Below are 25,965 nucleotides of genomic sequence, written 5' to 3' on the forward strand. Positions count from 1 at the left end.
TCAGGGGGATTTCCCGGCAAGGGCCGGAAACCTCAACCCAGAGTGTTCCGGGGCACGATGTCCTGGACGCTCTCATCAAGGGAGACGGAGCGGGTGCTCCGGTCACACACATGGCACGTCAAGAACAGGCCAACGACATTTTCGCGCTCACGTCATTTCTCTATGGTGGCAATGCTCACTATATCGAGGAACTGCATGCGCAGTATGAGCAGGATCCGAATTCGGTCGGTCCCGAATGGCAGGAATTTTTCGCCAATCTCAACGACAGCAAGGCTGATGTCATCAAGAACGCGCAGGGCGCGTCCTGGGAGAAGCCGAACTGGCCGATTGCCGGCAACGGCGAACTGGTTTCGGCGCTCGACGGCAACTGGGGTGAGGTCGAAAAGCACATCACCGACAAGTTGAAGGCAAAGTCGGCCAACGGCGCGGCTGCGCCCGTTGCCAAGGCTGCTTCCGATGCGGATATCATCCACGCTGCCCGCGACTCGGTCCGCGCCATCATGATGATCCGCGCCTACCGCATGCGCGGCCACCTGCATGCCAAGCTTGATCCGTTGGGTCTGGCCGAGGTCAAGGAAGATTACAACGAGCTGTCGCCCGAGAGCTACGGTTTCTCGCCCGCCGACTATGACCGCAAGATCTTCATCGACAATGTGCTGGGTCTCGAATATGCGACGATCCCGCAGATGCTCGACATCCTGCAGCGCACCTATTGCTCGACCATCGGCGTCGAGTTCATGCACATTTCCGATCCCGTGGAAAAGTCATGGATCCAGGAACGCATCGAAGGCCCGGACAAGGGCGTCGCATTCACGCCTGAAGGCAAGAAGGCCATCCTTTCCAAGCTGGTCGAAGCTGAAGGTTTCGAACAGTTCATCGACGTCAAGTACAAGGGCACGAAGCGTTTCGGCCTTGATGGCGGCGAATCGCTGATTCCGGCCCTCGAACAGATCGTCAAGCGTGGCGGATCGATGGGCCTCAAGGAAATCGTTCTCGGCATGGCACATCGTGGCCGCCTGAATGTGCTCAGCCAGTTCATGGCCAAGCCGCATCGCGCCATTTTCCATGAATTCAAGGGCGGCTCCTATACGCCTGACGATGTCGAAGGTTCGGGCGACGTGAAGTACCATCTGGGTGCGTCGTCGGACCGCGAATTCGATGGCAACAAGGTGCATTTGTCGCTGACCGCCAATCCCTCGCACCTCGAAATCGTCAATCCGGTTGTCATGGGCAAGGCGCGTGCCAAGCAGGATCTGCTTGCCGGCCGCGAACGTGATGACATGGTGCCTTTGTCCGAGCGCGCCAAGATCATGCCGCTGCTGCTGCATGGCGATGCTGCCTTTGCCGGCCAGGGCGTGGTTGCGGAATGTCTTGGCCTTTCCGGCCTGCGCGGGCACCGCGTTGCCGGCACGGTGCATTTCATCATCAACAACCAGATTGGCTTCACCACCAATCCGCGCCTGTCGCGTTCCTCGCCCTATCCGTCCGATGTCGCGAAGATGATCGAGGCGCCGATTTTCCACGTGAATGGCGACGACCCGGAAGCGGTGGTCTACGTGGCAAAGATTGCCACGGAGTACCGCATGACGTTCCACAAGCCCGTGGTCATCGACATGTTCTGCTACCGCCGCTTCGGCCACAATGAAGGTGACGAGCCTGCGTTCACGCAGCCGCTGATGTACAAGACGATCCGCGGCCAGAAGACCACCGTACAGCTCTATTCGCAGAAGCTGATCGATGAAGGTCTGGTCAATCCGGCGGAAGTCGATGCCATGCGTTCCGCCTGGCGCGAAAAGCTCGAACAGGAATTCGAAGCCGGACAACATTACAAACCCAACAAGGCCGACTGGCTGGATGGCGCCTGGAGCGGTCTGCGTACGGCCGACAATGCCGACGAGCAACGTCGCGGCAAGACCGGACTCCCGTTGAAGACAGTCAAGGAAATCGGCAAGAAATTGTCCGAGGTTCCCGGCGGCTTCAATGTGCACCGGACGATCCAGCGTTTCCAGGACAACCGTGCCAAGATGATCGAGTCGGGCGAAGGGTTCGACTGGGCGATGGCCGAGGCCCTTGCCTTTGGTTCGCTGGTTATCGAAGGCCACCCGATCCGTCTTTCCGGCCAGGATGTGGAACGCGGTACGTTCAGCCAGCGTCATTCGGTTCTCTACGATCAGGAAACCGAGCAGCGCTACATCCCGCTCAACAACCTGCAGAAGGGCCAGGCCATCTACGAAGTCATCAACTCGATGCTTTCGGAAGAAGCCGTGCTTGGTTTCGAATACGGCTATTCGCTGTCCGATCCGCGCGCGCTGACCCTGTGGGAAGCCCAGTTCGGCGATTTCGCCAACGGTGCCCAGGTGGTGTTCGATCAGTTCATCTCCTCGGGTGAACGCAAGTGGCTGCGCATGTCCGGTCTTGTCTGCCTGCTGCCGCATGGCTACGAAGGCCAGGGTCCGGAACATTCCTCTGCGCGTCTTGAGCGTTATCTGCAGCTCTGTGCGGAAGACAATATGCAGGTGGCGAACTGCACCACGCCTGCCAATTACTTCCATATCCTGCGCCGCCAGATGAAGCGTGACTTCCGCAAGCCGCTGATCCTGATGACGCCGAAGTCGCTGCTGCGCCACAAGCGTGCCGTGTCTTCCATCAGCGATTTCACTGGCGATTCCTCGTTCCACCGTCTGCTGTGGGACGATGCGCAGCTGCTGAAAGATCAGCCGATCAAACTGCAGAAGGACTCCAAGATCCGTCGTGTCGTGCTCTGCTCCGGCAAGGTCTACTACGACCTCTACGAAGAGCGCGAAAAGCGCGGCATCGATGATGTCTACCTGCTGCGCGTGGAACAGCTGTATCCGTTCCCGGCCAAGGCGCTGATCACGGAACTGTCCCGCTTCCGCAATGCGGAGATGGTCTGGTGTCAGGAAGAACCCAAGAACATGGGTGCCTGGGCCTTCATCGACCCCTATCTGGAATGGGTTCTGGCGCATATCGATGCCAAGCATCAGCGTGTCCGCTATACCGGACGTCCTGCCGCTGCATCGCCTGCAACGGGCCTCATGTCCAAACACCTTGCACAGCTCGAAGCATTCCTTGAAGATGCCCTCGGCGCCTAAACCACAACAAACAGAAGTCATCTGAAGATCAACGGAAGAGCAAGATCATGGCAACCGAAATCCGCGTCCCAACGCTGGGCGAATCCGTTTCCGAAGCGACCATTGGCAAATGGTTCAAGAAAGTCGGCGATGCGATTGCCGTCGACGAGCCTTTGGTGGAACTCGAGACCGATAAGGTAACAATCGAGGTTCCGGCCTCCGCTGCCGGTTCCCTTGAGGAAATCACCGCCAAGGAAGGCGATACGGTCGAGGTTGGTGCCTTGCTCGGCATGATTGGCGGCGCCGGTGCCGCTTCTGCGAAAAAGGAAGAGGCCAAGCCCGAAGCCATCGCCCAGGCATCGGGTGCCGCCGGTGCGTCGTCAACGGCAGAAGCCGAGGACAAGGCTGCTCAGGTTGCCGGCAACACGCCGATCACGGAACGCAAGGAGAGCGAGATGCCCGCTTCGCCTGCAGCATCAAAGCTGCTGGCGGAAAAGGGCGTTTCGGTCTCGCAGGTCGAGGGTTCGGGCAAGCGCGGCCAGGTTCTCAAGGGCGATGTCCTTGATGCTGTCGCCAAGGGCATTGCCGCACAGCCTGCCGCTGCTCCGGCCCCGCAGGCAGCGCGTCCCGCCTCTTCGGCTGATGACGCATCGCGCGAAGAACGCGTGAAAATGACCCGCCTGCGCCAGACCATCGCCCGCCGCCTCAAGGATGCCCAGAGCACGGCTGCGATGCTGACCACTTACAATGAAGTGGACATGTCGGCGGTGATGGACCTGCGCAACCGCTACAAGGAAATCTTCGAGAAGAAGCACGGCGTCAAGCTCGGCTTCATGGGTTTCTTCACCAAGGCGGTTACCCACGCACTGAAGGAAATCCCGGCGGTCAATGCCGAGATCGATGGCACTGACATCATCTACAAGAACTTTGCCCATGTCGGCGTGGCCGTCGGTACGGACAAGGGCCTCGTCGTGCCGGTCGTGCGCAATGCCGACCAGATGTCGATTGCGGAAATCGAGAAGGACATCGGCCGTCTCGGCAGAGCTGCCCGCGATGGCGCGCTGTCCATGGCCGATATGCAGGGCGGTACGTTCACCATTTCCAATGGCGGTGTCTACGGTTCGCTGATGTCTTCGCCGATCCTCAATGCGCCGCAGTCCGGTATTCTTGGCATGCACAAGATCCAGGATCGTCCGGTTGTCGTCGGCGGCCAGATCGTTATCCGTCCGATGATGTATCTTGCCCTCAGCTATGATCATCGCATCGTTGACGGCAAGGAAGCCGTCACCTTCCTCGTGCGCGTCAAGGAAAGCCTGGAAGATCCGGAACGTCTGGTTCTCGACCTGTAAGATTGCGAAGAACGGCCTTGCCGGCAAGGCGGGGCCGTTTTTGCAGTGTGGTGAATTGCACCGGATTGACTTAGTCTTGCGGCCCAATCACAAAATGACGTGATGAAAGGCGATTCAAAATGGCTTTTGCACCGAATTTCCCACCTGTCGAACCTCATATCTGCGTGAAAGGCGGCCTCGAAGCGATCGCCTTCTACGAAAAGGCCTTTGGTGCCGAAAATACCTTCAAGCAACTGGCCGAGGATGGCAAACGCGTGTTGCATGCCAATCTGTCGCTGTTTGGCGGCTCGATCATGCTGCACGACGAATTCCCCGAGTACAAAAACCCGGACGGTGAGAACGATGTCATGTCGCCCATCACCCGCGGCGGGGCGAGCATTGCGCTGAACATCAATCTCGCAAGGCCTGCCGATGTTGATGCGGCGGTGAACCGTGCGGTGGCGGCTGGTGCGACACTGATCATGCCTGTCGAGGATACGTTCTGGAATGCCCGCTATGGCCGTATTCGTGATCCCTTCGGTCATGTCTGGGCCTTCAACGCCGCGCTTGAAGCGCCTGCCGGAGAATAGGCATGTCACACTACATGTATGAGTTCCTCGGCCTGATGGCCGTCTTCTCGATCATGATCGTCTCGCCGGGCGCTGATTTTGCCATTGTTGTGCGGCAGAGCATCGTGCATGGCCGCCGCAGCGCCATCATGACCAGCTTCGGCATCGGCGCCTCTTTGCTCTTCCATATCAGCTATACCATTCTTGGCCTTGGCCTTCTGGTGTCCAAATCACTGTTTCTCTTCGGCATGCTGAAATGGGCCGGCGCTGCCTATCTCTTCTATCTGGGCATCAAGGCCCTGCGCGCTCCCGGCATGGAAGCATCTGGGGAAGCATCTGGGGAAGCACCTGGAGATACCGTCGATGACACCGTGGAAAAGAATATTTCCGACTGGCGTTGCTTTCTCATGGGATTTGTCACCAATGCGCTCAATCCCAAGCCGGTTCTGTTCTTCCTGTCACTGTTTTCAGCGCTGGTCAGCCATGAGACCCCGGCGCTGGTGCAGGCAACCTATGGCCTGTTCATGGCAACCGCGCTGATTGCCTGGTTTGTTGCCGTATCGACGTTCTTCACCATGCAATCCGTACGGGATCGCTTTGTTGCGTGGGGACGCTGGTTCAACCGCGTGACCGGTCTGGTTTTCATCGGCCTTGGTATCAAGCTTGCTACCCAGCAGGCGAGTTAGGAATACCGATGACCGCATTGCTTCGCCCCCGTCCCGCAAAAAGTGTCGCCCTGCTTGCAGCCCTCGGCATGATCCTGTCGTCGCCAGCTTTCGCGGCGTGCCTGCAGGACCATGCGGTCTATACGGATCGGGACGATGATTACACGCTGACCTTCAAAAGCGTTCCCGACGATGGCGCGGCGGTCACATCCGATGAATTCACGATCAAGATGAATGACAGCGATCTGAAGATGGATGGTGTTGTCATGTGGGATAAGGATGGCGGCAGGCCCAATGCAACCATCAGATACAAATGCCCGGCGGGCGATGCGACAGGTGCAGAGCTGCAACAATGCACGGTCTGGAAAGGCGTGGTTTATGCCTTGAAGGAAGGTGCCGATGCCGAGCTCCTGCCAAAGGCCAAGGAGCCTTCGGCCCAGGCATTGCTCTTGCCGGATTTTTCCGGCGCCATGAGCAGCTTCAATTTCAAGCTTGAAAAACCCTTGGAGGCTTTCCCGTGGGAAGTCTTCCGTTTCAAAGAATGCGTGCCCGAACAATAGTTTCGCGTTGCGTCAGAACAGAAGGATTGAAACATGTCATATGACGTCGTCATCATCGGAACAGGCCCTGGCGGCTATGTCTGTGCGATCAAGGCTGCACAGCTCGGCCTGAAGACTGCGGTGATCGAAAAGCGCGATACATTTGGCGGCACCTGCCTCAATATCGGTTGCATTCCCTCCAAGGCACTGTTGCATGCTTCGGAAGTCTTCCATGAGGCTGGCCACACCCATGCAAAACTGGGCGTCGAGGTTGGCACGCCAAAGCTCAACCTGAAGGCGATGCTTGCCCATAAGGACGCAACGGTTGAGTCCAATGTCAGCGGCGTGGCCTTCCTGTTCAAGAAGAACAAGATTGATACGTTCAAGGGGACTGGCAAGGTTGTGGCGGCGGGTAAGGTGTCCGTCACTGGCGACGATGGCAAGGTGCAGGAAATTGAGGTGAAGAACATTGTCATCGCCACCGGTTCCGATGTTGCCGGCATTCCGGGTGTCGATGTCAAGTTCGATGAAAAAATCATTGTATCCTCGACCGGCGCATTGGATTTCGACAAGGTTCCGGAAAATCTGGTTGTTGTTGGCGGCGGCGTCATCGGGCTTGAGCTGGGCTCGGTCTGGGCACGCCTCGGCGCCAAGGTTACCGTTGTCGAATATCTCGACAAGATTCTTGGACCGATGGATGGTGAAGTATCGCGCCAGTTCCAGCGCATGCTGGAGAAGCAGGGAATCGCATTCAAGCTTGGCGCCAAGGTAACGGGCGTCGAAAAGTCCGGCAAGGGAGCCAAGGTGACGTTCGAGCCGGTCAAGGGCGGTGAAGCCCAGACCATTGCGGCCGATGCCGTTCTCGTATCCACCGGCCGCCGCCCCTACACGGACGGTCTCGGGCTCAAGGAAGCCGGTGTTGCCGTTGATGATCGCGGACGGGTGGCAATCAATGACCATTGGCAGACCAACGTCGCGGGCATCTACGCGATCGGCGACGTTGTCCAGGGCCCGATGCTGGCACACAAGGCCGAAGACGAAGGCATTGCCGTTGCCGAGATTCTGGCTGGACAGGCCGGACATGTGAATTTCGATGCCATTCCGAGTGTCGTCTATACGCAGCCGGAAGTGGCTTCGGTCGGAAAAACCGAAGAAGAATTGAAGGCAGCCGGCATCGAGTACAAGGCGGGAAAATTTCCGTTCACAGCCAATGGCCGTGCCCGCGCGATGCTGCAGACCGATGGCTTTGTCAAAATCCTCGCTGATAAGGCGAGCGATCGTGTGCTTGGCGTTCACATTGTTGGCTTTGGTGCCGGCGAGATGATCCACGAAGCAACGGTCCTGATGGAATTTGGCGGTTCGTCAGAGGATCTGGCACGGACAACCCATGCCCATCCGACAATGTCGGAAGCCGTCCGCGAAGCCGCCCTGGCAACCTTCGCCAAGCCAATTCATATGTAATCACCAGGTATGAAAATGAGAAAAGGCTCGAAGTTTCGGGCCTTTTTGGTTTCCAAAGTACTTTGGAGCTAGTTGTTGCTTGGGGCCGAATTGGCGGGAGCGGGTGTTGCCGGTGCGGGCGCCTGCGTTGTCGGCGCTGCCAGTTCCGGGCCATCCATGGTCGAACTGTTGTTCAGATAATAATAACCGCCGATAATCAGCGCTGCGATCAGAATACCTGCGATCAGAAAGCCGCTGCCACCCGATGGAGCTGCGTCGGGCTCACGATCGGACTGCGTATCCACCGGACGCTGCAAATTGGGATCATAGGTCATCCTGTCCTCCGTCACACTCTTTGCATTCAGAATAATAAACGGCTCAGAACAGACGAGGTTCCGAAATCGCCCATCATCTGGTCGACCAGCCTTATATAAGGGCTTGGAATCACTCTGCCAGATGTGACAAAATTTAAGGTTATTGCGCCTCGACCGTAAAGCCCTTGCTGCGCAGCAGTGCCACCAGCCCCTTTTCTCCGGGAAGATGCAACGCTCCCACGGCTATAAAGGCATTGCCCTTGTCGATGATTGGAACCGCATGTTCCGCCATAACCCGGTTGCGAGCATTGACCATCTTTTCCTCGAACGCGGCATAGTTTTCGCCGCTCGCCGTGCCATCGGGAGAGATGGAGCGTATCACCGGGAAAATCATGGCTATGTCGCCCCGGGTGTAAAGCAGAGTCATGGTTTCAAACATGTCGGGTAGTTTCGGCGCAAGTGTCAGTGTCTCGACAAGTCCCTCGACATGGAATTTCAGCGGCAGGGATGCCATGGCGCTGAGCTGATCCTTGATGGTTTCAAGCCCCGTGACAGCCTTGCCCTGTGCCTTGGCGTCCTGGGCGAGCTTGACGTCGAGGAAGGCTGTGCCGCTTTTGCTGCGCGTCAGCTCGCAGGGAGGCATGGCCAGCATGCTTGTCACGATCCATGGCTGCATCTTGTTGAGAGCCGTCAACGACAGGCCGCGTGCAGCGAGGCCCGCTTTTACACCCTCGAGCTTGTCAGCTGGAATGAGCTTCTCCAGCGTGTTCTCGTCGGTGAACATCATCAATCCCGGATCCTGCGCCATGACTTTCAAGGGCGCTTTCGGATCAAGCACCTCGTCGGTTTCAATGACGACTGTTGCCGCCCCCTGATAGGCTGTTTGAGCCGCGTCTGAAAGCTTGAGCACGCGCGGATCCGTCAAATGCATGGTGCCAAAGAGCCAGGAAGGCTTGGTTCCCGGCTTTCCGATCTTCCAAAGGATGCCTTTGCCGTTCACCGTTGCGGCTGCTTCCTTGCGCAAGGCGGCCAGCTTTGCAGGGTCCGACTTGGCCATTTCAGCGACGAGATCGCGTCCGCCACAGGAGGCATCCTCCGCACGGGCACGGGTTGCGCCAAACGCCACGACAAGAAATGAGGCGAGCAGAATCCAGCTCAGAAAAGCCAGGAGCCTCAGTGCGCTCTCAGCAATGCGATCAAGAGAAGTGGTGGGGCCGGAATGGGTCATCATCATTGCATATATGGGGTTTGACAAAAAGGCGTTAAAGCTAGTGGAACGAATTTGACATTCGCATCTCATTTGACATCACACGCACCAAGCGAATGTCAGAATCGGACCACTAGTCTGCAGATTATTTGTAACAATCAATATGGGGCCGTTCAGGCGCGGGGATGTGCCTTGTCGTAGATTTCCATCAGTCTGTCGGTGTCAACGCCGGTATAGACCTGCGTCGTTGACAGGCTTGCATGGCCGAGCAGTTCCTGGATCGTGCGCAAATCGCCGCCGCGCCCGAGCAAATGGGTCGCGAAGGAATGGCGCAGGGCATGCGGCGTCGCGGTCTCCGGCAGACCGAGCGCGCCGCGCATTTTCTGCATGTCGCGCTGGATGATCGCCGGATGCAGTTCCCCGCCCCGCGCCCCGCGAAACAGCGGCTTGCCCGCTTCCAGTTCGTAGGGACAGAGCGTGCGGTATTCCTCCACCGCCCTGTGGACTATGGGCAGGAGCGGCACCATGCGTGTCTTGCCGCCCTTGCCGGTGATGGGGATGGAACGCGCCGAGGCATCACGCAAGGCGGCCCCGTCCAGGTTGAGTGCTTCGGAAATGCGCAGGCCGCAACCGTAGAGCAGAGTGAGCACCGCCGCATTGCGCGCGGCAATCCAGGGTTCCTCATTGAGCTGTTCGCCTTTTTCCACCACGCGGCGTGCATCGACGGTCGTCAGCGGCTTTGGCAGGGATTTCGGCTGCTTCGGCGCGCGCATGGCAATGGAAGCCGCCGCATTGGCCATGCCCTGTTTTTCCAGATGGCGCAGAAACGAACGAATGCCTGCAAGACCACGCCCAAGCGTGCGCGCACCGGCACCGTCATTCCGCCGCCGCGCCAGGTAGGATCGCAGATCGGCAATCCGCAGGGTTTCCACGTCCTTCAGGGATGGCGGCTCAGCGAGATGACCGGTGAGAAACTGGAAGAACTGGCGGGTGTCGCGCTCATAGGCTTCCAGCGTGTTGGTCGCCAGACGCCGGGTGTTTTTCAGTGATCTGAGCCATTCTTCCCGTGCTGCGATCAGGTCTGGCTGGGCCGAAACAAGAAACTCGGCATTCTGGGGCTGTGCCACCATTGCCATACTCCTTACCGTGTATCGGGGTAGACCATGCCACGACAGTCCTTACGGAGTCGTTTCGCTTTCCCTTGAGGGCCGATCCTTCGCACTTGGCGTTTGGCCAAAGACAGAGTAATTCGTCGGGAAGAGAAGATAGGAATGGAACAGCCCGATGGCAAAATTGAATGATCCAGTGCAACTCGCCGTTATCGGTGCAGCACACGGAACGCGCGGCGAAGTGCGGGTCAAGACGTTTACCGGTGATCCGCTGGCGCTGGCCGATTATGGCCTGCTTTATGATGTGACCGGTAGAAGCTTCGAGATTCTGGCCATCCGCCCGGCCAATACGGTTGTCGTCGTGCGGTTCCGTGGGGTCAATGACCGTAATATGGCCGAAGCGCTGAACGGCACGACGCTGTTTATCGACCGTTCGCAACTGCCGGAAGAGCTTGAGGAAGACGAATTCTATCATGCCGATCTGATCGGGCTTGATGCCATCGACGCAGCAGGCAATCCCTATGGCAAGGTTTCGGCCATGTTCAATTTCGGTGGCGGTGATCTCATCGAGCTGACGATACCGGGACGCCGGCCGATGCTGATTCCGTTCACCCAGGCCGCCGTGCCGCATATCGACATCAAGGCTGGGCAGGTCGTTATCGATCCCGCGGCCGCCGGGCTTATTCCTGACGAGAACGAAGAAGAAGAGCGGCGCAGGCAGCTGGGTGGTGATGGCGGGAAAGAGCGGCCATGAGCGGCAAGGCTGCCGGTTTCCGGGCGACAGTGCTGACGCTTTATCCGGAAATGTTCCCCGGGCCGCTCGGCGTCTCTCTTGCCGGAAAGGCATTGGCTGATACTGCATGGTCGCTTGAAACCGTACAGATACGCGATTTCGCCACGGATCGGCACCGTATGGTGGACGACACGCCCGCTGGCGGCGGGGCTGGCATGGTGATGAAGGCAGATGTCCTGGCGCGTGCCGTCGATGCGGTGGTGGATGAGCGGCCACGGCTCTTCATGAGCCCCCGCGGTAAGCCGCTGAGCCAGGAACGCGTGCGCGAGCTTGCTGCGGGCCCCGGTGCAATCATTCTGTGCGGCCGGTTCGAAGGCGTCGATGAACGGTTGATCGAAGCGCGCGGCTTTGAAGAAGTTTCCATCGGCGATTACATCCTTTCCGGCGGCGAGACGGCAGCTATCGTTGTTCTCGACGCGATCGTTCGCCTTTTGCCCGGTGTGATGGGCAATGCCCAGTCGGGTGAAACGGAGAGTTTTGAGACCGGGTTGCTGGAGCATCCGCAATACACCAAGCCGCAGGAGTGGGAAGGGCGCCGCATTCCCGACGTGCTTCTCTCCGGAAACCACGGGGCCATTGAGAAATGGCGCAGGGCTGAAGCGGAAAAACTGACGCAGGAGCGGCGTCCGGACCTGTGGGATCGTTATCCGCAGGCCAGGAAGCCGCGTAAATAACAGGATCAGGACAATGCAGTTTCGCAGCGGTGATGCAGGGGATGTGCCTGCTGTCCAGGCCATTGAACGGGCCTCCGCGGTGCGATTCCGCACGGTCGGCATGGAAGACATCGCCAATGACGATCCTACATCCGCGTCCCTTCTGCTTGAACGGATAAGTCAGAATCGCCTTCTTGTTGCGGTTGACAAACGGCCGGTCGCCTTCGTGATTTTTGATGTGGTTGATGATCATCTCTACATCGAACAGATCGATGTGGATCCGCTCCATGCCGGCAAACGTATCGGATCGGCACTGATCGGGCTGGTGGAGGATCGTGCCCGAAAAGAGGCCAGGATGGGACTGCTGTTGTCCACATTCCGGGATGTTCCGTGGAATGCGCCCTATTACCGGCGGCTTGGATTCACCGATATTCCCGACGGTGCTCTCAGTGCTGCGCTGGTGCATATCCGCAGGGATCACATCGAAAGGGGCCTTGACGAGACACAACGGGTTTTCATGCGGAAACCGCTTCACCTCGACTCGGGTGGCAATCAGCGCTAAAAAGAATCGCTGCCAGAGGTGACAAACGGACTTTTATGGTGTATCTGGCCGCGAACTCGGGAAAATCCCAAGTCCGATAATCAATGGATGGTGAATTCGCTCCTGCCTCCTCAGAGGCATAGACATGCGGCCAGGATGCTGCATTGCAAGTGTTGAGCGCTCTGGCTGTTTGAAAAAGAAAAGGATGAAGACGATGACCGTCGATATTATTCGTCAGCTCGATCTCGAACAGAGAGCAAAAATCGAAGCCAAGCGCGTGCTTCCGGATTTCAAGCCAGGCGACACAGTCCGCGTTAATGTTCGCGTGACGGAAGGTACACGTACCCGCGTTCAGGCTTATGAAGGCGTCTGCATTGCCCGCAACGGCGCTGGCATCAACGAGAACTTCACAGTTCGCAAGATTTCCTACGGCGAAGGCGTTGAACGCGTATTCCCGATCATTTCCCCGCTGGTTGAAGGCGTAGAGATCGTCCGTCGCGGCAAGGTTCGCCGTGCGAAGCTCTATTACCTGCGCGGCCTGACCGGTAAGGCTGCCCGCATTGTCGAAAAGAAGGACAACCGCAAGGGCAAAGCCGCTGTTCCGGTCACCGGTACAGCCGAAAAGGTAACGGAAGAAACCGTTGCCAAGGCACCCGCTGCTGAATAAGCGCGATTGTTTTGAGTTTGAAAAGGCGGTCTTCGGACCGCCTTTTTTGTTTCTGGCAAGGTCTGTTTCCGTTTCCTTGCCCGGTTGAAAAAATCGTGCTTGCGCGATAGCGAATAAAGCAGTTGCATGCCGTTCGGGGATTGACGGGGCCTTCATAAAATGAAATTTGTGCTTCGCTTGATCAAAACGCAATATTAGAGGTCTGACATGAACTTGCGATCCGTTTTTCTGGCGGGGCTAGCACTCGCCATGGTTCCATTTTCCGCGCTGGCGGCTCCCCTTCCCGACCTTGGCGGCAAGAAAGTTGCTGTTGTGACAGAAAATGCCTATCCGCCGCTGCAGTTTGTCGATCCCAAAACCGGCAAGCCGATCGGCTGGGAATATGATGCCATGAATGAAATTGCCAAACGGTTGAATTTCAAAGTGGAATATCTGAATACCAGCTGGGATGCGATGATTCAGGCCGTGGCCGACAATCAGTACCAGATCGGCATGACCGGCATCACCATCAATGACGAGCGCAAGCAGAAGGTGGATTTTTCCGAACCCTACATGCGTTCCGAGCAATTCATGCTGGTTCGCGCTGATGAAAAGCGCTTTTCCGATGCAAAGACCTTTGGCGAAATTAAAGACGGTCTTGTCGGCGCCCAGCCGGGTACAACCAATTTCTATGTGGCCGTCTACAATCTGCTTGACGGTAACGAGCAAAATCCGCGTATCAAGCTGTTCGAAACGTTTGGCGCGACGATTCAGGCTCTCAAGACCGGCGACGTTGACGTGGTCTTGACTGACAGTACGGCGGGCAAGGGCTATGTGGATGCGTCCGGCGGTGCCCTGAAGCTCGTTGGCGGCCCGTTGGGTGCTGAGGATTTCGGCTTCATCTTCGCCAAAGGCTCCGATCTCGTTGGCCCGGTAAATGCGGCCATCGAAGCCTTGAAGGCCGACGGCACGTTCGATGCCCTCAACAAAAAGTGGTTCCTCGACTACAAGCTTGGCCAGTAGGCGGCCGGTTGTCAGTTCCCTCACAGAACAGAAGTCCTTTCGTCAGGAAGGACTTCCCCTGGTGGCTGGCCGTTGCCGCGGCCATCGCTGTTGTGCTCGGCATAGCCATCCTGGTCAGCGATATCTACGGGCAGGTGTTCTCCACGGTCTCGCAAGGCATCTGGATCACCGTCTGGGTCTCGCTCCTGGCATTCCTGCTCGCATCGGGGCTTGGCCTTCTGCTCGCGCTGATGAGCCTCTCGGAACATATCGTCCTGCGGCAGACCGCCCGGTTCTACGTCGAAATCGTTCGCGGAATTCCTCTGCTGGTTCTCCTGTTCTACATCGCCTTTGTCGGGGCGCCGGCAGTTGTCGCCCTGTGGAATTTCCTCACCCATCCGCTGCAGAGCGCCGGCCTGTTCGAGCCTTTGCAGGTGCGGGATTTTTCACTTCTGTGGCGGGCGATCATTGCCCTGACACTTGCCTATGCGGCGTTTTTGGCGGAAATTTTTCGCGCGGGTATCCAGGCTGTCGATGCGGGGCAGATCGAGGCGGCCAAGTCGCTCGGGCTGAAACGGTTCCAGCGCTTCCGGCTGATCGTGATGCCCCAGGCCTTGCGCACCATTCTGCCGCCCTATGGCAACGACTTCATCTCGATGGTGAAGGACTCGTCGCTTGTATCGGTGCTTGGCGTCGTCGACGTGACGCAGATGGGCAAGGTCTATGCCTCGGGTTCGTTCCGCTTTTTCGAAACCTATTCCGTCGTTGCCTATGTCTACCTGATCCTGACGATCAGTCTGTCCCTGGGCCTGCGTTGGCTTGAAGCGCGGCTGAATGATCGGACCTGAGCTGCACGTGGCTCATAACGATGCCGGGAGAATCGCATCAAAATCATGGATAATCGGGCGCCGGTCGCGGCGCTTTGTCGCCGAAATATTACTTTTATCGCTTGTTTCTTGACGTAAGTAGACACCGAGTGCATATGTCCACGACATAATCTTACAGCACCTACCATTGCCGAGGATATCGCGATGACTGCGCCACGTACACTCTATGACAAGATCTGGGATGATCATCTGGTTGATCAGCAGGACGATGGCACCTGCCTTCTCTATATTGATCGTCACCTTGTGCATGAAGTGACCAGCCCGCAGGCTTTTGAAGGCTTGCGCCTTACCAACCGCAAAGTCCGCCATCCGGAAAAGACACTGGCTGTCGTCGACCACAATGTGCCGACCTCGCCGGATCGCGTCAACGGCATCAAGAACGAGGAAAGCCGTATCCAGGTCGAAGCATTGGCGAAGAACGCTGCGGATTTCGGCGTCGAATATTATTCCGAGAAGGATATCCGCCAGGGCATCGTCCACATCATCGGACCGGAGCAGGGCTTCACGCTTCCGGGCATGACGATTGTCTGCGGCGACAGCCATACATCGACGCATGGTGCCTTCGGTGCGCTTGCCCATGGCATCGGCACGTCGGAAGTCGAGCATGTTCTGGCCACCCAGACGCTGATCCAGTCAAAGGCCAAGAACATGCTGGTGCGTGTTGATGGCGTTCTGCCGGCCGGCGTCACCGCCAAGGACATCATCCTTGCCATTATCGGCGAGATCGGCACCGCTGGCGGCACCGGCTATGTCATTGAGTATGCCGGCGAAGCCATCCGCGCGCTGTCGATGGAAGGCCGCATGACGATCTGCAACATGTCGATCGAAGGCGGTGCCCGCGCAGGCCTGATTGCACCTGACGAAACAACCTTTGCCTATGTGAAGGACAAGCCGCGCGCCCCGAAGGGTGAAGCGTTCGATCAGGCGGTCGAGTACTGGAGGACACTGAAGTCTGACGAGGGCGCCCATTTCGATAAGGTGGTCGTGCTCAATGCCGCCGACCTGCCGCCCATCGTTTCCTGGGGCTCGTCGCCGGAAGATGTGATCTCGATTACCGGTGCGGTGCCTAATCCTGACGAAATCACCGACGAAAACAAGCGTACGTCGAAGTGGCGTGCACTCGACTACATGGGTCTGAAGCCGGGCACACCGATGACCGAGATCAAGCTTGATCGGGTCTTTATCGGCTCATGCACCAACGGCCGTATCGAGGATCTGCGCGCTGTCGCCAAGGTTGTCGAAGGCCGCAAGGTTGCGGAAACGGTCGATGCCATGATCGTTCCAGGTTCGGGTCTGGTCAAGGAGCAGGCGGAAGCGGAAGGCCTCGACAAGATTTTCAGGGCTGCCGGTTTTGACTGGCGCGAGCCGGGCTGCTCGATGTGTCTTGCCATGAATGACGACCGGCTGAAGCCGGGCGAGCGCTGTGCGTCCACGTCGAACCGTAATTTCGAGGGCCGTCAGGGTTTCAAGGGCCGTACGCATCTCGTTTCGCCGGCCATGGCCGCCGCCGCCGCAATCGCCGGTCATTTCGTCGATATTCGCGAGTGGAAATAGGCTTCGCGCCAGTTCCTGTGTAACTCCATAAAAAACGGGGCCACTGGCCCCGTTTTTTACAACCTTTTTTACCGCGCATTCTCGCCGGAAGGCGGATTAGCTCAGTGTTGTCGTGAAGGCCGGATCGCCGCGCAGCGTGTTGCTTACGGTGCAAATCTCGTTTTCCGCGGCCTCGACGATGGCATGCTTTGTCGCGTCATCAATATCGCCGGTGATGGTGAAGGCTATGTGGAAACGGTCAACGCGCGAAAGACCGTCCTTGGCCTTGTCGCCCGTAACATGCGCTTGAACCGCTTCGAGCTTGTCGGCAACGCCGAGCCGCGACGCCGCCATTTTGGCGCTGAGCACCAGGCAGGCGGAAAGCGATGCGTAGAGCAGATCAAGTGGCGCAAAACCCTGCTCCGAAACCGCGTGGGCGACATTCAGTACGCCGCCTGTATGGGATGTGACAACGGGTTGACCGCCTCGCTCCAGAACGGCCGTGGCGCCGACATCCCGTGTTCTTACCCTGAGTTCAGCCATTGGATCGTCTCCCCCTTTATATCCTGGTCAGCCGCGGCCGCGATAGGCGGGCACGCCCTGGTCCGGCAGCCACAGACCCTCCGGTACCGTCCCTGTCTGCCAGAAGACATCGATGGGGATACCGCCGCGCGGATACCAGTAACCGCCGATGCGCAGCCAGAGCGGCTTGACCGCTTCCACGATGCGTTTGCCGATATTCACGGTGCAATCCTCGTGAAAGGCACCGTGATTGCGGAAGCTGGTCAGAAAAAGCTTCAGCGACTTGGATTCGACCAGCGCCTGGTCCGGCGCGTAATCGATAACCAGATGGCCGAAATCCGGCTGGCCGGTCACGGGGCACAGCGAGGTGAATTCCGGGCAGGTGAAGCGTGCCAGAAACAGTGTCCCGGCCTGCGGGTTGGGGACAGCGTCGAGCAAGGCTTCATCGGGATGATGCGGGATTGGAACATCCTTGCCCAGCATCGTTGCCTGTTCTGCGTAATGATTCATGCCGCTTCCTCCAGTGTTTCAAATTCGCCCTGATATTCACAGCCTTCACCGCAGCTGTCGCGGTAAATGCCGATCTCGGCCAGCGCCGGAAGGTCCGGAGCAATACGCCGCCACAGCCATATGGCGATGGTTTCAAGCGTCGGCAACTCCAGTCCGGCAATTTCGTTGAGATAACGATGATCCAATGCGTCTTTTGCGCTGTCGACCGTGGTCTTGACCGCACCAAGATCGGCGATCAGCCCGGTTTTGGGGTCCGGCCGGCCCTGCAGGCTGACGCGAACGCGAAAACTGTGTCCGTGCAGGCGCTGGTTGACATGCCCGTCCGGAAAAGAGTGCGGCAGATGGTGAGCCGCTTCAAAATTGAAGTCGATAAAGATTCTCATGGTTTTTCCCGTCAGCTCTGGCGCAATACAGGCGCCCGCCAAAAAAGCCTGCCCTCAGGGCAAGCCGATCAGTTTATGTGTCTGCGTGCTCAGCCGCCAAAGCGGATGGGCGAGGCAATAGGCCGCTGCAGATGCCACATGCCGGGCGGTTTGCGCCGGATCACCGATGACGTCAAGAGGCTGCAAATAGAAATGCTGAAAGGAAAGGCGCTCGAAACGGGCCGGATCGGTCCGGGCTTCCGCCTGGGGATAGACAAGTTTGAGCTCGTGACCGCTGGTCTGGACAAGGGTGGTGTCGGCCTTGGGCGACACGCAAATCCAGTCAATGCCATCAGGTGCTGCAATCGTGCCGTTGGTCTCGACGCCGACTTCGAAGCTTCTCGCGTGAAAGGCGTCGATCAACGGCTTGTCCAGCTGCAGCAGCGGTTCGCCGCCGGTGCAGATGACATAGGGCTTGCCCTTGGAGCGAGCGCTTTTTGGCCAGGCGCCGGCAACGGCATCGGCAAGCGCCTCGGCAGTTTTGAACTTGCCGCCGCCGGGGCCATCCACGCCAACGAAATCCGTATCGCAGAACCGGCATTGGGCGTCCGCCCGGTCGCGCTCAAGCCCCGACCAGAGATTGCATCCGGCAAAACGCATGAACACCGCGGCGCGGCCGGTATGGTAGCCCTCGCCCTGCAGCGTCAGATAAATTTCCTTGACGGCGTAAGTCATGCGGCTTCAGCCTTGAATTTGGACCAGCCGCCGGAACGCAGGGCGCAGGCCGGGCAGGTGCCGCAGCCATAGCCCCAGGCGTGACGGGCCGAACGGTCGCCGAGATAACAGGTGTGGGTGTTTTCAATGATCATATCGAGCAGCTGTTCGCCGCCAATATCGCGAGCCAGTGCGAAGGTTTCAGCCTTGTCCAGCCACATCAGCGGGGTTTCAATGGTGATGCGGCGATCCAGTCCCAGCGAAAGGGCGACCTGTTGTGCCTTGAGCGTGTCGTCGCGGCAGTCGGGATAGCCGGAATAGTCCGTCTCGCACATGCCGCCGACGATGACGCGCAATCCGCGCCGGTAGGCGAGGGCAGCGGCAAGCGTGAAAAACAAAAGGTTGCGGCCGGGCACGAATGTGTTGGGCAGGCCGTTCTCTGCCATCTTGATGGCAATGTCTTCGGTCATCCCGGTAGCGCCGAGCTGGCCGATGACGCCGGCATCGAGCCGGTGATCGTCGCCAAGGCGTTCCGCCCAATCGGGAAACCGGCGGATCACTTCGGCGCGGAAATCATTGCGCACGTCCAGTTCCACCCTGTGGCGCTGGCCATAGTCGAAGCCGACCGTCTCCACCCGGTCAAACCGGGAGAGCGCCCAGGCAAGACAGGTTGCAGAATCCTGCCCGCCGGAAAAAAGGACGAGTGCGCCATCAGCATTACGAGCCATGAATGAACCTCTTCAATGAAGCGGCCCCCTTACAGGGCGCGGACCAGCGAGGCAAATCAAATGTGGGCTATTGGCAGCCTGGAAGCCCGAGAATGGGCGTTTCGCCACGGTTGATACCATACATGTAGCCGCGACCGCGCACGACAATCGGGCCATCACAGCGTGTATTGGGCGGCGGAATAACTCCCACAACATAGGGATCGCCGGGCGGAGAAATGATCGCCGGTCCCTTGGCCCGCTTGTAGACGGCAACCTTCTTGCGGAGTTCGCGGGCGAGTCTGTCCGATTTGGCAGCTGTCGCGCCGACAAAGATCATCTTCGGTCCATTGGGGTCCTGCACGATGATGTTGCCATATTCGTCGCCATAGGCATCACGCAGGTTGATGTCGTAGGCAGCCGCGCTGTGCGTGGCGGCGACAACGGTCAGGCCCGACAACAAAAGCGCGGCCGTGTGTTTGCGGAAGGCGAACATGGACAAGCTCCTTGGTTGAATGGGCTGCAACAGTCCAAGCATTAACCTTTTATTAACGCTTGTCATCCGTCAAAACGCCTTTGAATCGATTTTTGCTGCGGTCCGCCGGTTGACGTGCGGTGCGCAATCAACCAATCCTCAACACAGCGAGGCAGCCGGAAGTGCTGCCGGAGTGAAAGGGATGATGCGACCATGACGACAAAGAGCCCGGATGAACACGCCGTCGACATTTCTCTGCTGCATCTCAATGATGCGCACGAGTTCGCACCTCTTCTGGCCAGCTATGCCCAGGCGCTGAAGCGCGGAGCACCCCGCCGCCCGGACGATTACTACGCGGAAAACCTGCTGCGGGACCGTGCGGCGGAGATCGCCGGAGCGCGACTCGACGGCCATCTGGTGGGCTTTGTGATTTTCTATGATCTGCCCGAGCCTGTCTCCGGCATGCGTGCCGGGCAGGTGGATCATATCTATGTGCATCACGACCATCGCGGCAAGGGTATCGCCAAGGCGCTGATCGATGTTCTCGCCGACAAGGCGGAAGAACGCGGCTGGACAAAACTGTCGCTCAACGCGCCGCGTCTGCCGGAAGATGGCCGCAAACTGTACGAACAGATTGCGGCGCCTGCCGACTGGACCAGTTTCATCATCCGTTTTGGCAATCAGTAGAACGGACCTGCCCCAGCGCCCTGAAGATGCGCGGGACATCCTGGGAGCGACTCGGAATGTCCCGTTCGCGTTGCACAATTGAGGGTCGAGATGCACTGAAACCGGTTAAACCGGATAGACTCACTCAAATAAAATTGATTGCCGATTTGACGTGAAATAGGGGCCTTTCGGGCTCTCTGTGGTGCTTTAAACGATTGAATTTTCTAAAGAAACCTTATGGACTTGCGTTTGTTGCCAATTCGCCGCATGAGGGGTGTGAATGGGCCTTTGACGCAGTGCAAAAACGGGACTAAAACCCTTCTAAATTTGCCTCTATCCAGCCTTTCGGCCCTGCCCGTCAATCAAGGTTCAAATGGCGCGGCGCTTATCATTGGGGACGCTATGAGCAAGACAAACCTGCATGCAAACCGGCCGCTGTCGCCGCATTTGCAAATCTACAAACCAATTCCCACCATGGTCATGTCCATCGTTCACCGCATCACCGGCGGCGCGCTGTATTTCGGCACGCTGCTGGTCGCCTGGTGGCTGATCGCGACTGCGACCAGCGAGAGCCAGTTCAACATTGTCAGCTGGGTATTCGGTTCATGGATCGGTCTTCTCGTCCTGCTCGGCTACACCTGGGCGCTTGTTCACCACATGATCGGCGGTATTCGCCATCTCATCTGGGATACGGGCCGCGGACTCGACAAGAACACCACCACGAAGATGGCCATCGCCTCGCTCGTTGTCTCCATCGCGTTGACGATCCTGATCTGGATCGCGGCGTTCACGGTTTTGTAAAGGAGGCGGGACAATGAGTGAAATGCGCACACCGCTCAAGAAAGTCCGCGGGCTGGGTTCCGCACACGAAGGGACCGAGCATTTCTGGCGCCAGCGGCTGACAGCCGTTGCCAACGTGCCGCTTATGCTGTTTTTCATCGGCCTGATCATTTACCTGCATCGCGCAAGCTATGCGGAAACCCGGGCTGCTCTTTCCCACCCACTGACCGGGCTGGTGCTGTTGATGGTGATCATTTCGGGTCTCTATCACATGCGCCTCGGCATGCAGGTCATCATCGAAGACTACGTAACCAGCGAAGGCAAGAAGATCGCCTGTCTGATGCTCAATACGTTTTTCACCCTTGTGGTGGGCGTTGCCTGCGTCTTTGCGATCATCAAGCTGAGCTTCGGAGGCTAATCTTGGCAACTACAGACAAGAACGGGACCGCCGGCAAAGACGGCAAGGCCTATACATTCGTTGACCACAAATTCGATGTGGTTGTGGTGGGTGCCGGCGGCGCCGGTCTGCGCGCGACGCTGGGTATGGCCGAGCAAGGCTTGAAGACAGCCTGTATCACCAAGGTTTTCCCGACCCGCTCGCACACCGTTGCGGCACAGGGTGGTATCGCCGCTTCCCTGAGCAATATGGGCCCAGACTCGTGGCAGTGGCACATGTACGACACCGTCAAGGGGTCGGACTGGCTCGGCGATACCGACGCCATGGAATATCTCGCGCGTGAAGCGCCGGCTGCGGTCTACGAATTGGAGCATTACGGCGTGCCGTTCTCGCGTACCGAAGCGGGCAAGATTTACCAGCGCCCCTTCGGCGGCCACATGATGAACTATGGCGATGGTCCACCCGTGCAGCGCACCTGCGCGGCTGCTGACCGCACAGGCCATGCGATCCTGCATACGCTGTATGGCCAGAGCCTGCGCCACAATGCGCAGTTCTTCATCGAATATTTTGCGCTCGATCTCATTCAGGATGCGGATGGCACGATCACCGGCGTCGTTGCCTGGAATCTCGACGACGGCACGATCCATCGTTTTGCCGCCAAGATGGTGGTGCTGGCAACGGGCGGTTACGGCCGGTCCTACTTCTCGGCAACGTCAGCCCATACCTGCACCGGCGACGGCGGCGGCATGGTGGCGCGCGCTGGTCTGCCCCTGCAGGATATGGAATTCGTTCAGTTCCATCCGACCGGCATTTACGGTGCCGGCTGCCTGATCACGGAAGGCGCACGCGGCGAAGGCGGCTATCTCGTCAACTCCGAGGGCGAACGCTTCATGGAGCGCTATGCGCCATCGGCCAAGGATCTGGCATCGCGCGACGTGGTTTCGCGCTGCATGACCCTGGAAATCCGCGAAGGCCGCGGTGTTGGCAAGAACAAGGATCACATTTTCCTGCATCTCGACCATCTCGATCCGGCTGTGCTGCACGAGCGTCTGCCCGGTATTTCCGAATCGGCCAAGATTTTTGCCGGTGTGGATCTGACCAAGGAACCGATCCCGGTCCTGCCGACGGTGCATTACAATATGGGTGGCATTCCAACCAACTATTGGGGTGAAGCGCTCAATCCGACCAAGGATAATCCGGACCGCATACAGCCGGGCCTGATGGCTGTCGGCGAAGCGGGCTGTGCTTCGGTGCATGGCGCCAACCGGCTCGGCTCGAACTCGCTGATCGATCTGGTGGTCTTCGGCCGGGCCGCAGCCATCCGTGCCGGTCAGGTGATCGACCGCAATGCCAAGATCCCGACGATCAACGAGGCATCGGTTGAGAAGATCATGGAGCGCTTCGACCGCCTGCGCCATGCCAATGGCAGCACGCCGACAGCGGTCCTGCGTGAAAAGATGCAGAAGACAATGCAGGAAGACGCTGCGGTGTTCCGCACGTCGGAATCGCTGAAGTCAGGCGTTGAGCGCATGGAGAAAATCTGGAGCGAACTGCCGGACATCAAGGTCACGGATCGCTCGATGATCTGGAATTCTGACCTGGTGGAAACGCTGGAGCTGGAAAACCTGATGGCCAATGCGCTGACGACGGTGGTTGCCGCCGAAGCGCGCAAGGAAAGCCGTGGTGCCCACGCCCATGAGGATTTCCCCAACCGTGACGACATCAACTGGCGCAAGCACAGCCTTGCCTGGCTCTCGCCCGAGGGTGAGGTCAAGCTCGACTATCGCCCTGTTCACCTTGACCCGCTGGTCAAGGAAGAGGACGGCGGCATCAGCCTCGCCAAGATCGCGCCGAAAGCGCGTGTGTACTAAGGGATCAGAGCATCATGGTTGAACTTGCACTTCCCAAGAACTCGAAGATGCGTCCCGGCAAGACCTGGGACCGCCCGCAGGGTGCCAACAATCTTCGGGAATACCGCATCTATCGCTGGTCGCCCGATGATGGCGAGAATCCGCGGATCGATACCTATTATGTCGATCTCGACGATTGCGGCCCGATGGTTCTCGATGGCCTGTTGTGGATCAAGAACAAGATCGATCCGACGCTGACACTGCGACGCTCCTGCCGCGAAGGCATTTGCGGCTCCTGCGCGATGAACATCGACGGAACCAATACGCTCGCCTGCACCAAGGGCATGGACGAGATCAAGGGCGCGGTCAAAATCTATCCCTTGCCGCATCTTCCCGTGGTCAAGGACCTGGTGCCGGATCTGTCAAACTTCTATGCCCAGCACCGTTCGATTGAGCCTTGGCTCAAGACGGTTTCGCCGGAGCCGGCAAAGGAATGGCTGCAGAGCCACGATGATCGTGCCAAGCTTGACGGCCTCTACGAGTGCATCCTGTGCGCCTGCTGCTCGACATCCTGCCCGAGTTACTGGTGGAATGGCGATCGCTATCTCGGACCGGCGGTTCTGCTGCAGGCGTATCGCTGGCTGATCGACAGTCGCGACGAAGCAACGGGTGAACGTCTCGACAATCTGGAAGACCCCTTCCGGCTCTATCGTTGCCACACGATCATGAACTGTGCGCAGACCTGCCCGAAGGGATTGAACCCCGCCAAGGCAATCGCCGAGATCAAGAAGATGATGGTCGAACGCCGGGTCTAGGCGATTGGTCACGCAAGATGATTGCATAAAAACGGGCGCTCGAAGCGCCCGTTTTGTTTGATACGTTTGACGCGCTGCTCAGGCCAACTTTGCGTCGAGTGTGACCTGAATGGCGCCGAGTGCCTTTGACAGCGGACAGGACGCCTTTGCCTGTTCGGCCAGTTTTGAAAAGGTCGCGGCGTCGATACCGGGCACATCGCCAATGAGCGTGATGGCACTTTTGGTGATTTCGAAACCGCCACCAGCGGCCGGGTTGATGCTGACGGTTGCCTTGGCATCGAGTTTCGCGGCCGGTGTGCCGTTTTCAGCCAGGAAATGCGAAAGCTGCATGGCGAAGCAACCGGCGTGGGCGGCGGCGAGAAGTTCCTCCGGATTGGTGCCCGCTGTGCCGCTTGCATCCTCGAAACGGGCCTTGAAATTATAGGGAAGCCCCTTCAGTGCGCCGCTTTGCGTATCAAGGGTACCTGCACCGTCTTTCAAGGCGCCCTTCCAGATTGCAGTTGCCTGTCTGTCCATTGAACACTCTCCCTCGGTTGATTGATTAGGTTAAGACTGCTTGCATCCTGTCCGTAACGCCGCAGGGTTGCAGCAGTTCCGCATCATAGGCCCGGCGGCGGAATTTGCCAGAATTGATCGTTTTGTCGTGCTGTCTGCGAAACGATATGGAAAAGCGGGATTTGATTGCTATGGTGGCGAGGTCCACTGGCGCCGCTCAAACCTCCCTTGCTGCGGCCAGTGTGTCCGAAAGCTGCAGCAGAAGCTCGGCTTCGAAATCGAAGATTCGTGAATTCAAAACAGGAAAATCCCCGTGAAACTGAAAAAGCTTGGCCGGACGGATATTGACGTCACGGAAATTTGCCTTGGTACCATGACCTGGGGCGTGCAGAACACTGAAGCGGATGCCCATGCGCAGATCGATCATGCGCTGGAAGCCGGAATCAACTTCATGGATACGGCCGAGATTTATGCGGTTCCGCCAACCGCCGAAACCTATGGCAAGACCGAAACCTATATCGGCAATTGGTTTGAGAAGACCGGCAAGCGCGACCGCTTCGTGCTGGCGACGAAAATTGCCGGCGGCGGACGCAACAGCTGGATCCGCGGCGGCAGCCTTATGAGCAAGATCACCATCGCGGAAGCGGTTGAAGGCAGTCTGAAACGTCTGCGGACGGACTATATCGACCTTTACCAGGTGCATTGGCCGGTTCGCGGGCATTATCACTTCGGCAACGGCTGGGAATATGCGCCACATCAGCAGAATCGCGCCGAGGTGGTTCAACAGATCGAGGAAGCGCTCGATGGTCTTGGTGACATGGTGAAGGCGGGCAAGATCCGCCATATCGGCCTTTCCAATGAAACCGCTTGGGGGATTGCGCAATGGCTGAAGCTGGCCGAGCGCAAGGACCTGCCACGCGTTGTCTCGGTTCAGAATGAATACAGCCTCTTGCAGCGGGCATTCGACCTGGATCTGGCGGAAGTCAGCCACCATGAAGACGTCGGGCTCCTTGCCTATTCATCCCTGGCCTCAGGTGTCGTGACCGGCAAGTATCTGGATGGAAAGGTGCCGGCGGGAACCCGCGGTGCGCTGCAGGATCTCTGGCGGAACAACGTGCATGCCGATCCGGCCGTCAGGGCCTATATTGCGCTTGCGCACAAGCATGGTCTTGATGTTGCGCAATTCGCGATTGCGTTTGCATTGAGCCGGCCGTTCGTCACGTCGGTCATCATTGGTGCCACATCGCTTGAACAGCTGAAGACCGATATCGGCGCTGCTGATGTGACGCTGACACCGGACATCCTTGGTGAAATCCAGGCTATTCATCGCACCTATCCCCGCCCGCTCTGAGCGGGG

General features: G+C 58.3%; 29 protein-coding genes. 19 read left to right on the top strand and 10 right to left on the bottom strand.

The window, feature by feature from the left end; all coding sequences use genetic code 11:
* Positions 1-110 precede the first annotated feature (110 nt).
* From ACIQWS_RS13695 to lpdA, 6 genes are all read left to right on the top strand, one after another.
* Positions 111-3,113, top strand: a complete 3,003-nt coding sequence (locus tag ACIQWS_RS13695; protein WP_403180008.1) for a 2-oxoglutarate dehydrogenase E1 component — start codon at positions 111-113, stop codon at positions 3,111-3,113.
* A gap of 47 nt (positions 3,114-3,160) precedes the next feature.
* The gene (gene odhB, locus ACIQWS_RS13700) at positions 3,161-4,441 is read left to right on the top strand and encodes a 2-oxoglutarate dehydrogenase complex dihydrolipoyllysine-residue succinyltransferase (protein ID WP_346306098.1); all 1,281 of its coding nucleotides are present in this window, start codon (positions 3,161-3,163) and stop codon (positions 4,439-4,441) included.
* 119 nt (positions 4,442-4,560) lie between these two features.
* A complete protein-coding gene (locus tag ACIQWS_RS13705) occupies positions 4,561-5,010 on the top strand; it encodes a VOC family protein (RefSeq protein ID WP_403180011.1) in 450 nt (149 codons plus the stop codon).
* Positions 5,011-5,012: 2 nt separating this feature from the next.
* Entirely contained in the window at positions 5,013-5,675 is a 663-nt protein-coding gene (locus ACIQWS_RS13710; protein ID WP_403180014.1) for a LysE family translocator, read from the top strand.
* A gap of 8 nt (positions 5,676-5,683) precedes the next feature.
* Complete coding sequence (locus ACIQWS_RS13715) at positions 5,684-6,214, top strand: hypothetical protein (protein ID WP_346306095.1); 531 nt, start codon at positions 5,684-5,686, stop codon at positions 6,212-6,214.
* 33 nt (positions 6,215-6,247) lie between these two features.
* Positions 6,248-7,654: a dihydrolipoyl dehydrogenase gene (lpdA, locus tag ACIQWS_RS13720; RefSeq protein ID WP_403180017.1), complete on the top strand. Its 1,407-nt coding sequence runs from the start codon at positions 6,248-6,250 to the stop codon at positions 7,652-7,654.
* A gap of 68 nt (positions 7,655-7,722) precedes the next feature.
* Here the strand turns inward: lpdA and ACIQWS_RS13725 are convergent, their stop codons facing one another.
* From ACIQWS_RS13725 to ACIQWS_RS13735, 3 genes are all read right to left on the bottom strand, one after another.
* Entirely contained in the window at positions 7,723-7,968 is a 246-nt protein-coding gene (locus tag ACIQWS_RS13725; protein ID WP_403180020.1) for a hypothetical protein, read from the bottom strand.
* A 139-nt stretch (positions 7,969-8,107) separates the two neighbouring features.
* Positions 8,108-9,175 carry a TraB/GumN family protein gene (locus ACIQWS_RS13730; RefSeq protein WP_346306092.1) on the bottom strand — a complete coding sequence of 356 codons (1,068 nt, stop codon included), beginning with the start codon at positions 9,173-9,175 and terminating at the stop codon, positions 8,108-8,110.
* Positions 9,176-9,327: 152 nt separating this feature from the next.
* A complete protein-coding gene (locus tag ACIQWS_RS13735; protein WP_403180025.1) occupies positions 9,328-10,284 on the bottom strand; it encodes a tyrosine recombinase XerC in 957 nt (318 codons plus the stop codon).
* A 154-nt stretch (positions 10,285-10,438) separates the two neighbouring features.
* Between ACIQWS_RS13735 and rimM the strand changes: the two genes are divergently transcribed.
* The 7 genes from rimM (at position 10,439) to leuC (ending at position 16,339) form a co-directional block, all read left to right on the top strand.
* A complete protein-coding gene (gene rimM, locus ACIQWS_RS13740) occupies positions 10,439-11,017 on the top strand; it encodes a ribosome maturation factor RimM (RefSeq protein WP_403180030.1) in 579 nt (192 codons plus the stop codon).
* Positions 11,014-11,730: a tRNA (guanosine(37)-N1)-methyltransferase TrmD gene (trmD, locus tag ACIQWS_RS13745; protein WP_403180034.1), complete on the top strand. Its 717-nt coding sequence runs from the start codon at positions 11,014-11,016 to the stop codon at positions 11,728-11,730. The genes rimM and trmD overlap by 4 nt, the downstream gene beginning before the upstream one ends.
* 13 nt (positions 11,731-11,743) lie before the next feature.
* Entirely contained in the window at positions 11,744-12,271 is a 528-nt protein-coding gene (locus ACIQWS_RS13750) for a GNAT family N-acetyltransferase (protein WP_403180037.1), read from the top strand.
* A 193-nt stretch (positions 12,272-12,464) separates the two neighbouring features.
* The gene (gene rplS / locus ACIQWS_RS13755; RefSeq protein ID WP_105734617.1) at positions 12,465-12,917 is read left to right on the top strand and encodes a 50S ribosomal protein L19; all 453 of its coding nucleotides are present in this window, start codon (positions 12,465-12,467) and stop codon (positions 12,915-12,917) included.
* 207 nt (positions 12,918-13,124) lie between these two features.
* A complete protein-coding gene (locus ACIQWS_RS13760) occupies positions 13,125-13,919 on the top strand; it encodes a basic amino acid ABC transporter substrate-binding protein (RefSeq protein ID WP_403180042.1) in 795 nt (264 codons plus the stop codon).
* An 8-nt stretch (positions 13,920-13,927) separates the two neighbouring features.
* Complete coding sequence (locus tag ACIQWS_RS13765; RefSeq protein WP_288192792.1) at positions 13,928-14,746, top strand: amino acid ABC transporter permease; 819 nt, start codon at positions 13,928-13,930, stop codon at positions 14,744-14,746.
* A 183-nt stretch (positions 14,747-14,929) separates the two neighbouring features.
* A complete protein-coding gene (gene leuC / locus ACIQWS_RS13770; RefSeq protein WP_403180048.1) occupies positions 14,930-16,339 on the top strand; it encodes a 3-isopropylmalate dehydratase large subunit in 1,410 nt (469 codons plus the stop codon).
* A gap of 96 nt (positions 16,340-16,435) precedes the next feature.
* On the opposite strand, the gene ACIQWS_RS13775 is transcribed toward leuC, so the two are convergent.
* The 6 genes from ACIQWS_RS13775 to ACIQWS_RS13800 all read right to left on the bottom strand — a co-directional run bounded on the left by ACIQWS_RS13775 (position 16,436) and on the right by ACIQWS_RS13800 (position 19,626).
* Positions 16,436-16,861 (bottom strand): OsmC family protein, encoded by a 426-nt coding sequence (locus ACIQWS_RS13775; protein WP_223613877.1) that lies wholly within the window; start codon positions 16,859-16,861, stop codon positions 16,436-16,438.
* A 27-nt stretch (positions 16,862-16,888) separates the two neighbouring features.
* Positions 16,889-17,323: a preQ(1) synthase gene (gene queF / locus ACIQWS_RS13780; RefSeq protein WP_403181007.1), complete on the bottom strand. Its 435-nt coding sequence runs from the start codon at positions 17,321-17,323 to the stop codon at positions 16,889-16,891.
* A gap of 23 nt (positions 17,324-17,346) precedes the next feature.
* Positions 17,347-17,733 carry a 6-carboxytetrahydropterin synthase gene (locus ACIQWS_RS13785; protein ID WP_105734221.1) on the bottom strand — a complete coding sequence of 129 codons (387 nt, stop codon included), beginning with the start codon at positions 17,731-17,733 and terminating at the stop codon, positions 17,347-17,349.
* A 54-nt stretch (positions 17,734-17,787) separates the two neighbouring features.
* Positions 17,788-18,447 (bottom strand): 7-carboxy-7-deazaguanine synthase, encoded by a 660-nt coding sequence (gene queE / locus ACIQWS_RS13790; protein WP_403180055.1) that lies wholly within the window; start codon positions 18,445-18,447, stop codon positions 17,788-17,790.
* Positions 18,444-19,154 (bottom strand): 7-cyano-7-deazaguanine synthase QueC, encoded by a 711-nt coding sequence (gene queC, locus ACIQWS_RS13795; protein WP_403180058.1) that lies wholly within the window; start codon positions 19,152-19,154, stop codon positions 18,444-18,446. Before queC ends, queE begins: the two co-directional genes overlap by 4 nt.
* Positions 19,155-19,221: 67 nt before the next feature.
* Positions 19,222-19,626 carry a hypothetical protein gene (locus ACIQWS_RS13800; protein ID WP_223613872.1) on the bottom strand — a complete coding sequence of 135 codons (405 nt, stop codon included), beginning with the start codon at positions 19,624-19,626 and terminating at the stop codon, positions 19,222-19,224.
* Positions 19,627-19,818: 192 nt separating this feature from the next.
* Between ACIQWS_RS13800 and ACIQWS_RS13805 the strand changes: the two genes are divergently transcribed.
* The 5 genes from ACIQWS_RS13805 to ACIQWS_RS13825 all read left to right on the top strand — a co-directional run bounded on the left by ACIQWS_RS13805 (position 19,819) and on the right by ACIQWS_RS13825 (position 24,113).
* Entirely contained in the window at positions 19,819-20,292 is a 474-nt protein-coding gene (locus ACIQWS_RS13805) for a GNAT family N-acetyltransferase (RefSeq protein WP_105734225.1), read from the top strand.
* 381 nt (positions 20,293-20,673) lie between these two features.
* The gene (gene sdhC / locus ACIQWS_RS13810) at positions 20,674-21,072 is read left to right on the top strand and encodes a succinate dehydrogenase, cytochrome b556 subunit (RefSeq protein WP_403180065.1); all 399 of its coding nucleotides are present in this window, start codon (positions 20,674-20,676) and stop codon (positions 21,070-21,072) included.
* A 13-nt stretch (positions 21,073-21,085) separates the two neighbouring features.
* The gene (gene sdhD, locus ACIQWS_RS13815) at positions 21,086-21,469 is read left to right on the top strand and encodes a succinate dehydrogenase, hydrophobic membrane anchor protein (RefSeq protein ID WP_223613870.1); all 384 of its coding nucleotides are present in this window, start codon (positions 21,086-21,088) and stop codon (positions 21,467-21,469) included.
* 2 nt (positions 21,470-21,471) lie between these two features.
* On the top strand, positions 21,472-23,319 hold the full coding sequence (gene sdhA / locus ACIQWS_RS13820; RefSeq protein ID WP_403180070.1) for a succinate dehydrogenase flavoprotein subunit: 1,848 nt from the start codon (positions 21,472-21,474) through the stop codon (positions 23,317-23,319).
* 14 nt (positions 23,320-23,333) lie between these two features.
* A complete protein-coding gene (locus ACIQWS_RS13825; RefSeq protein WP_105734229.1) occupies positions 23,334-24,113 on the top strand; it encodes a succinate dehydrogenase iron-sulfur subunit in 780 nt (259 codons plus the stop codon).
* A gap of 78 nt (positions 24,114-24,191) precedes the next feature.
* Here ACIQWS_RS13825 and ACIQWS_RS13830 read toward each other — a convergent pair whose 3' ends face one another.
* Positions 24,192-24,629: an OsmC family protein gene (locus ACIQWS_RS13830; RefSeq protein ID WP_346306078.1), complete on the bottom strand. Its 438-nt coding sequence runs from the start codon at positions 24,627-24,629 to the stop codon at positions 24,192-24,194.
* A 292-nt stretch (positions 24,630-24,921) separates the two neighbouring features.
* Between ACIQWS_RS13830 and ACIQWS_RS13835 the strand changes: the two genes are divergently transcribed.
* Complete coding sequence (locus tag ACIQWS_RS13835) at positions 24,922-25,959, top strand: aldo/keto reductase (RefSeq protein ID WP_403180080.1); 1,038 nt, start codon at positions 24,922-24,924, stop codon at positions 25,957-25,959.
* Positions 25,960-25,965: the final 6 nt, after the last annotated feature.

This window comes from Phyllobacterium sp. NPDC097923 (assembly GCF_044760925.1).
In the GTDB taxonomy this organism is placed as follows: Bacteria; Pseudomonadota; Alphaproteobacteria; order Rhizobiales; family Rhizobiaceae; genus Phyllobacterium; species Phyllobacterium calauticae.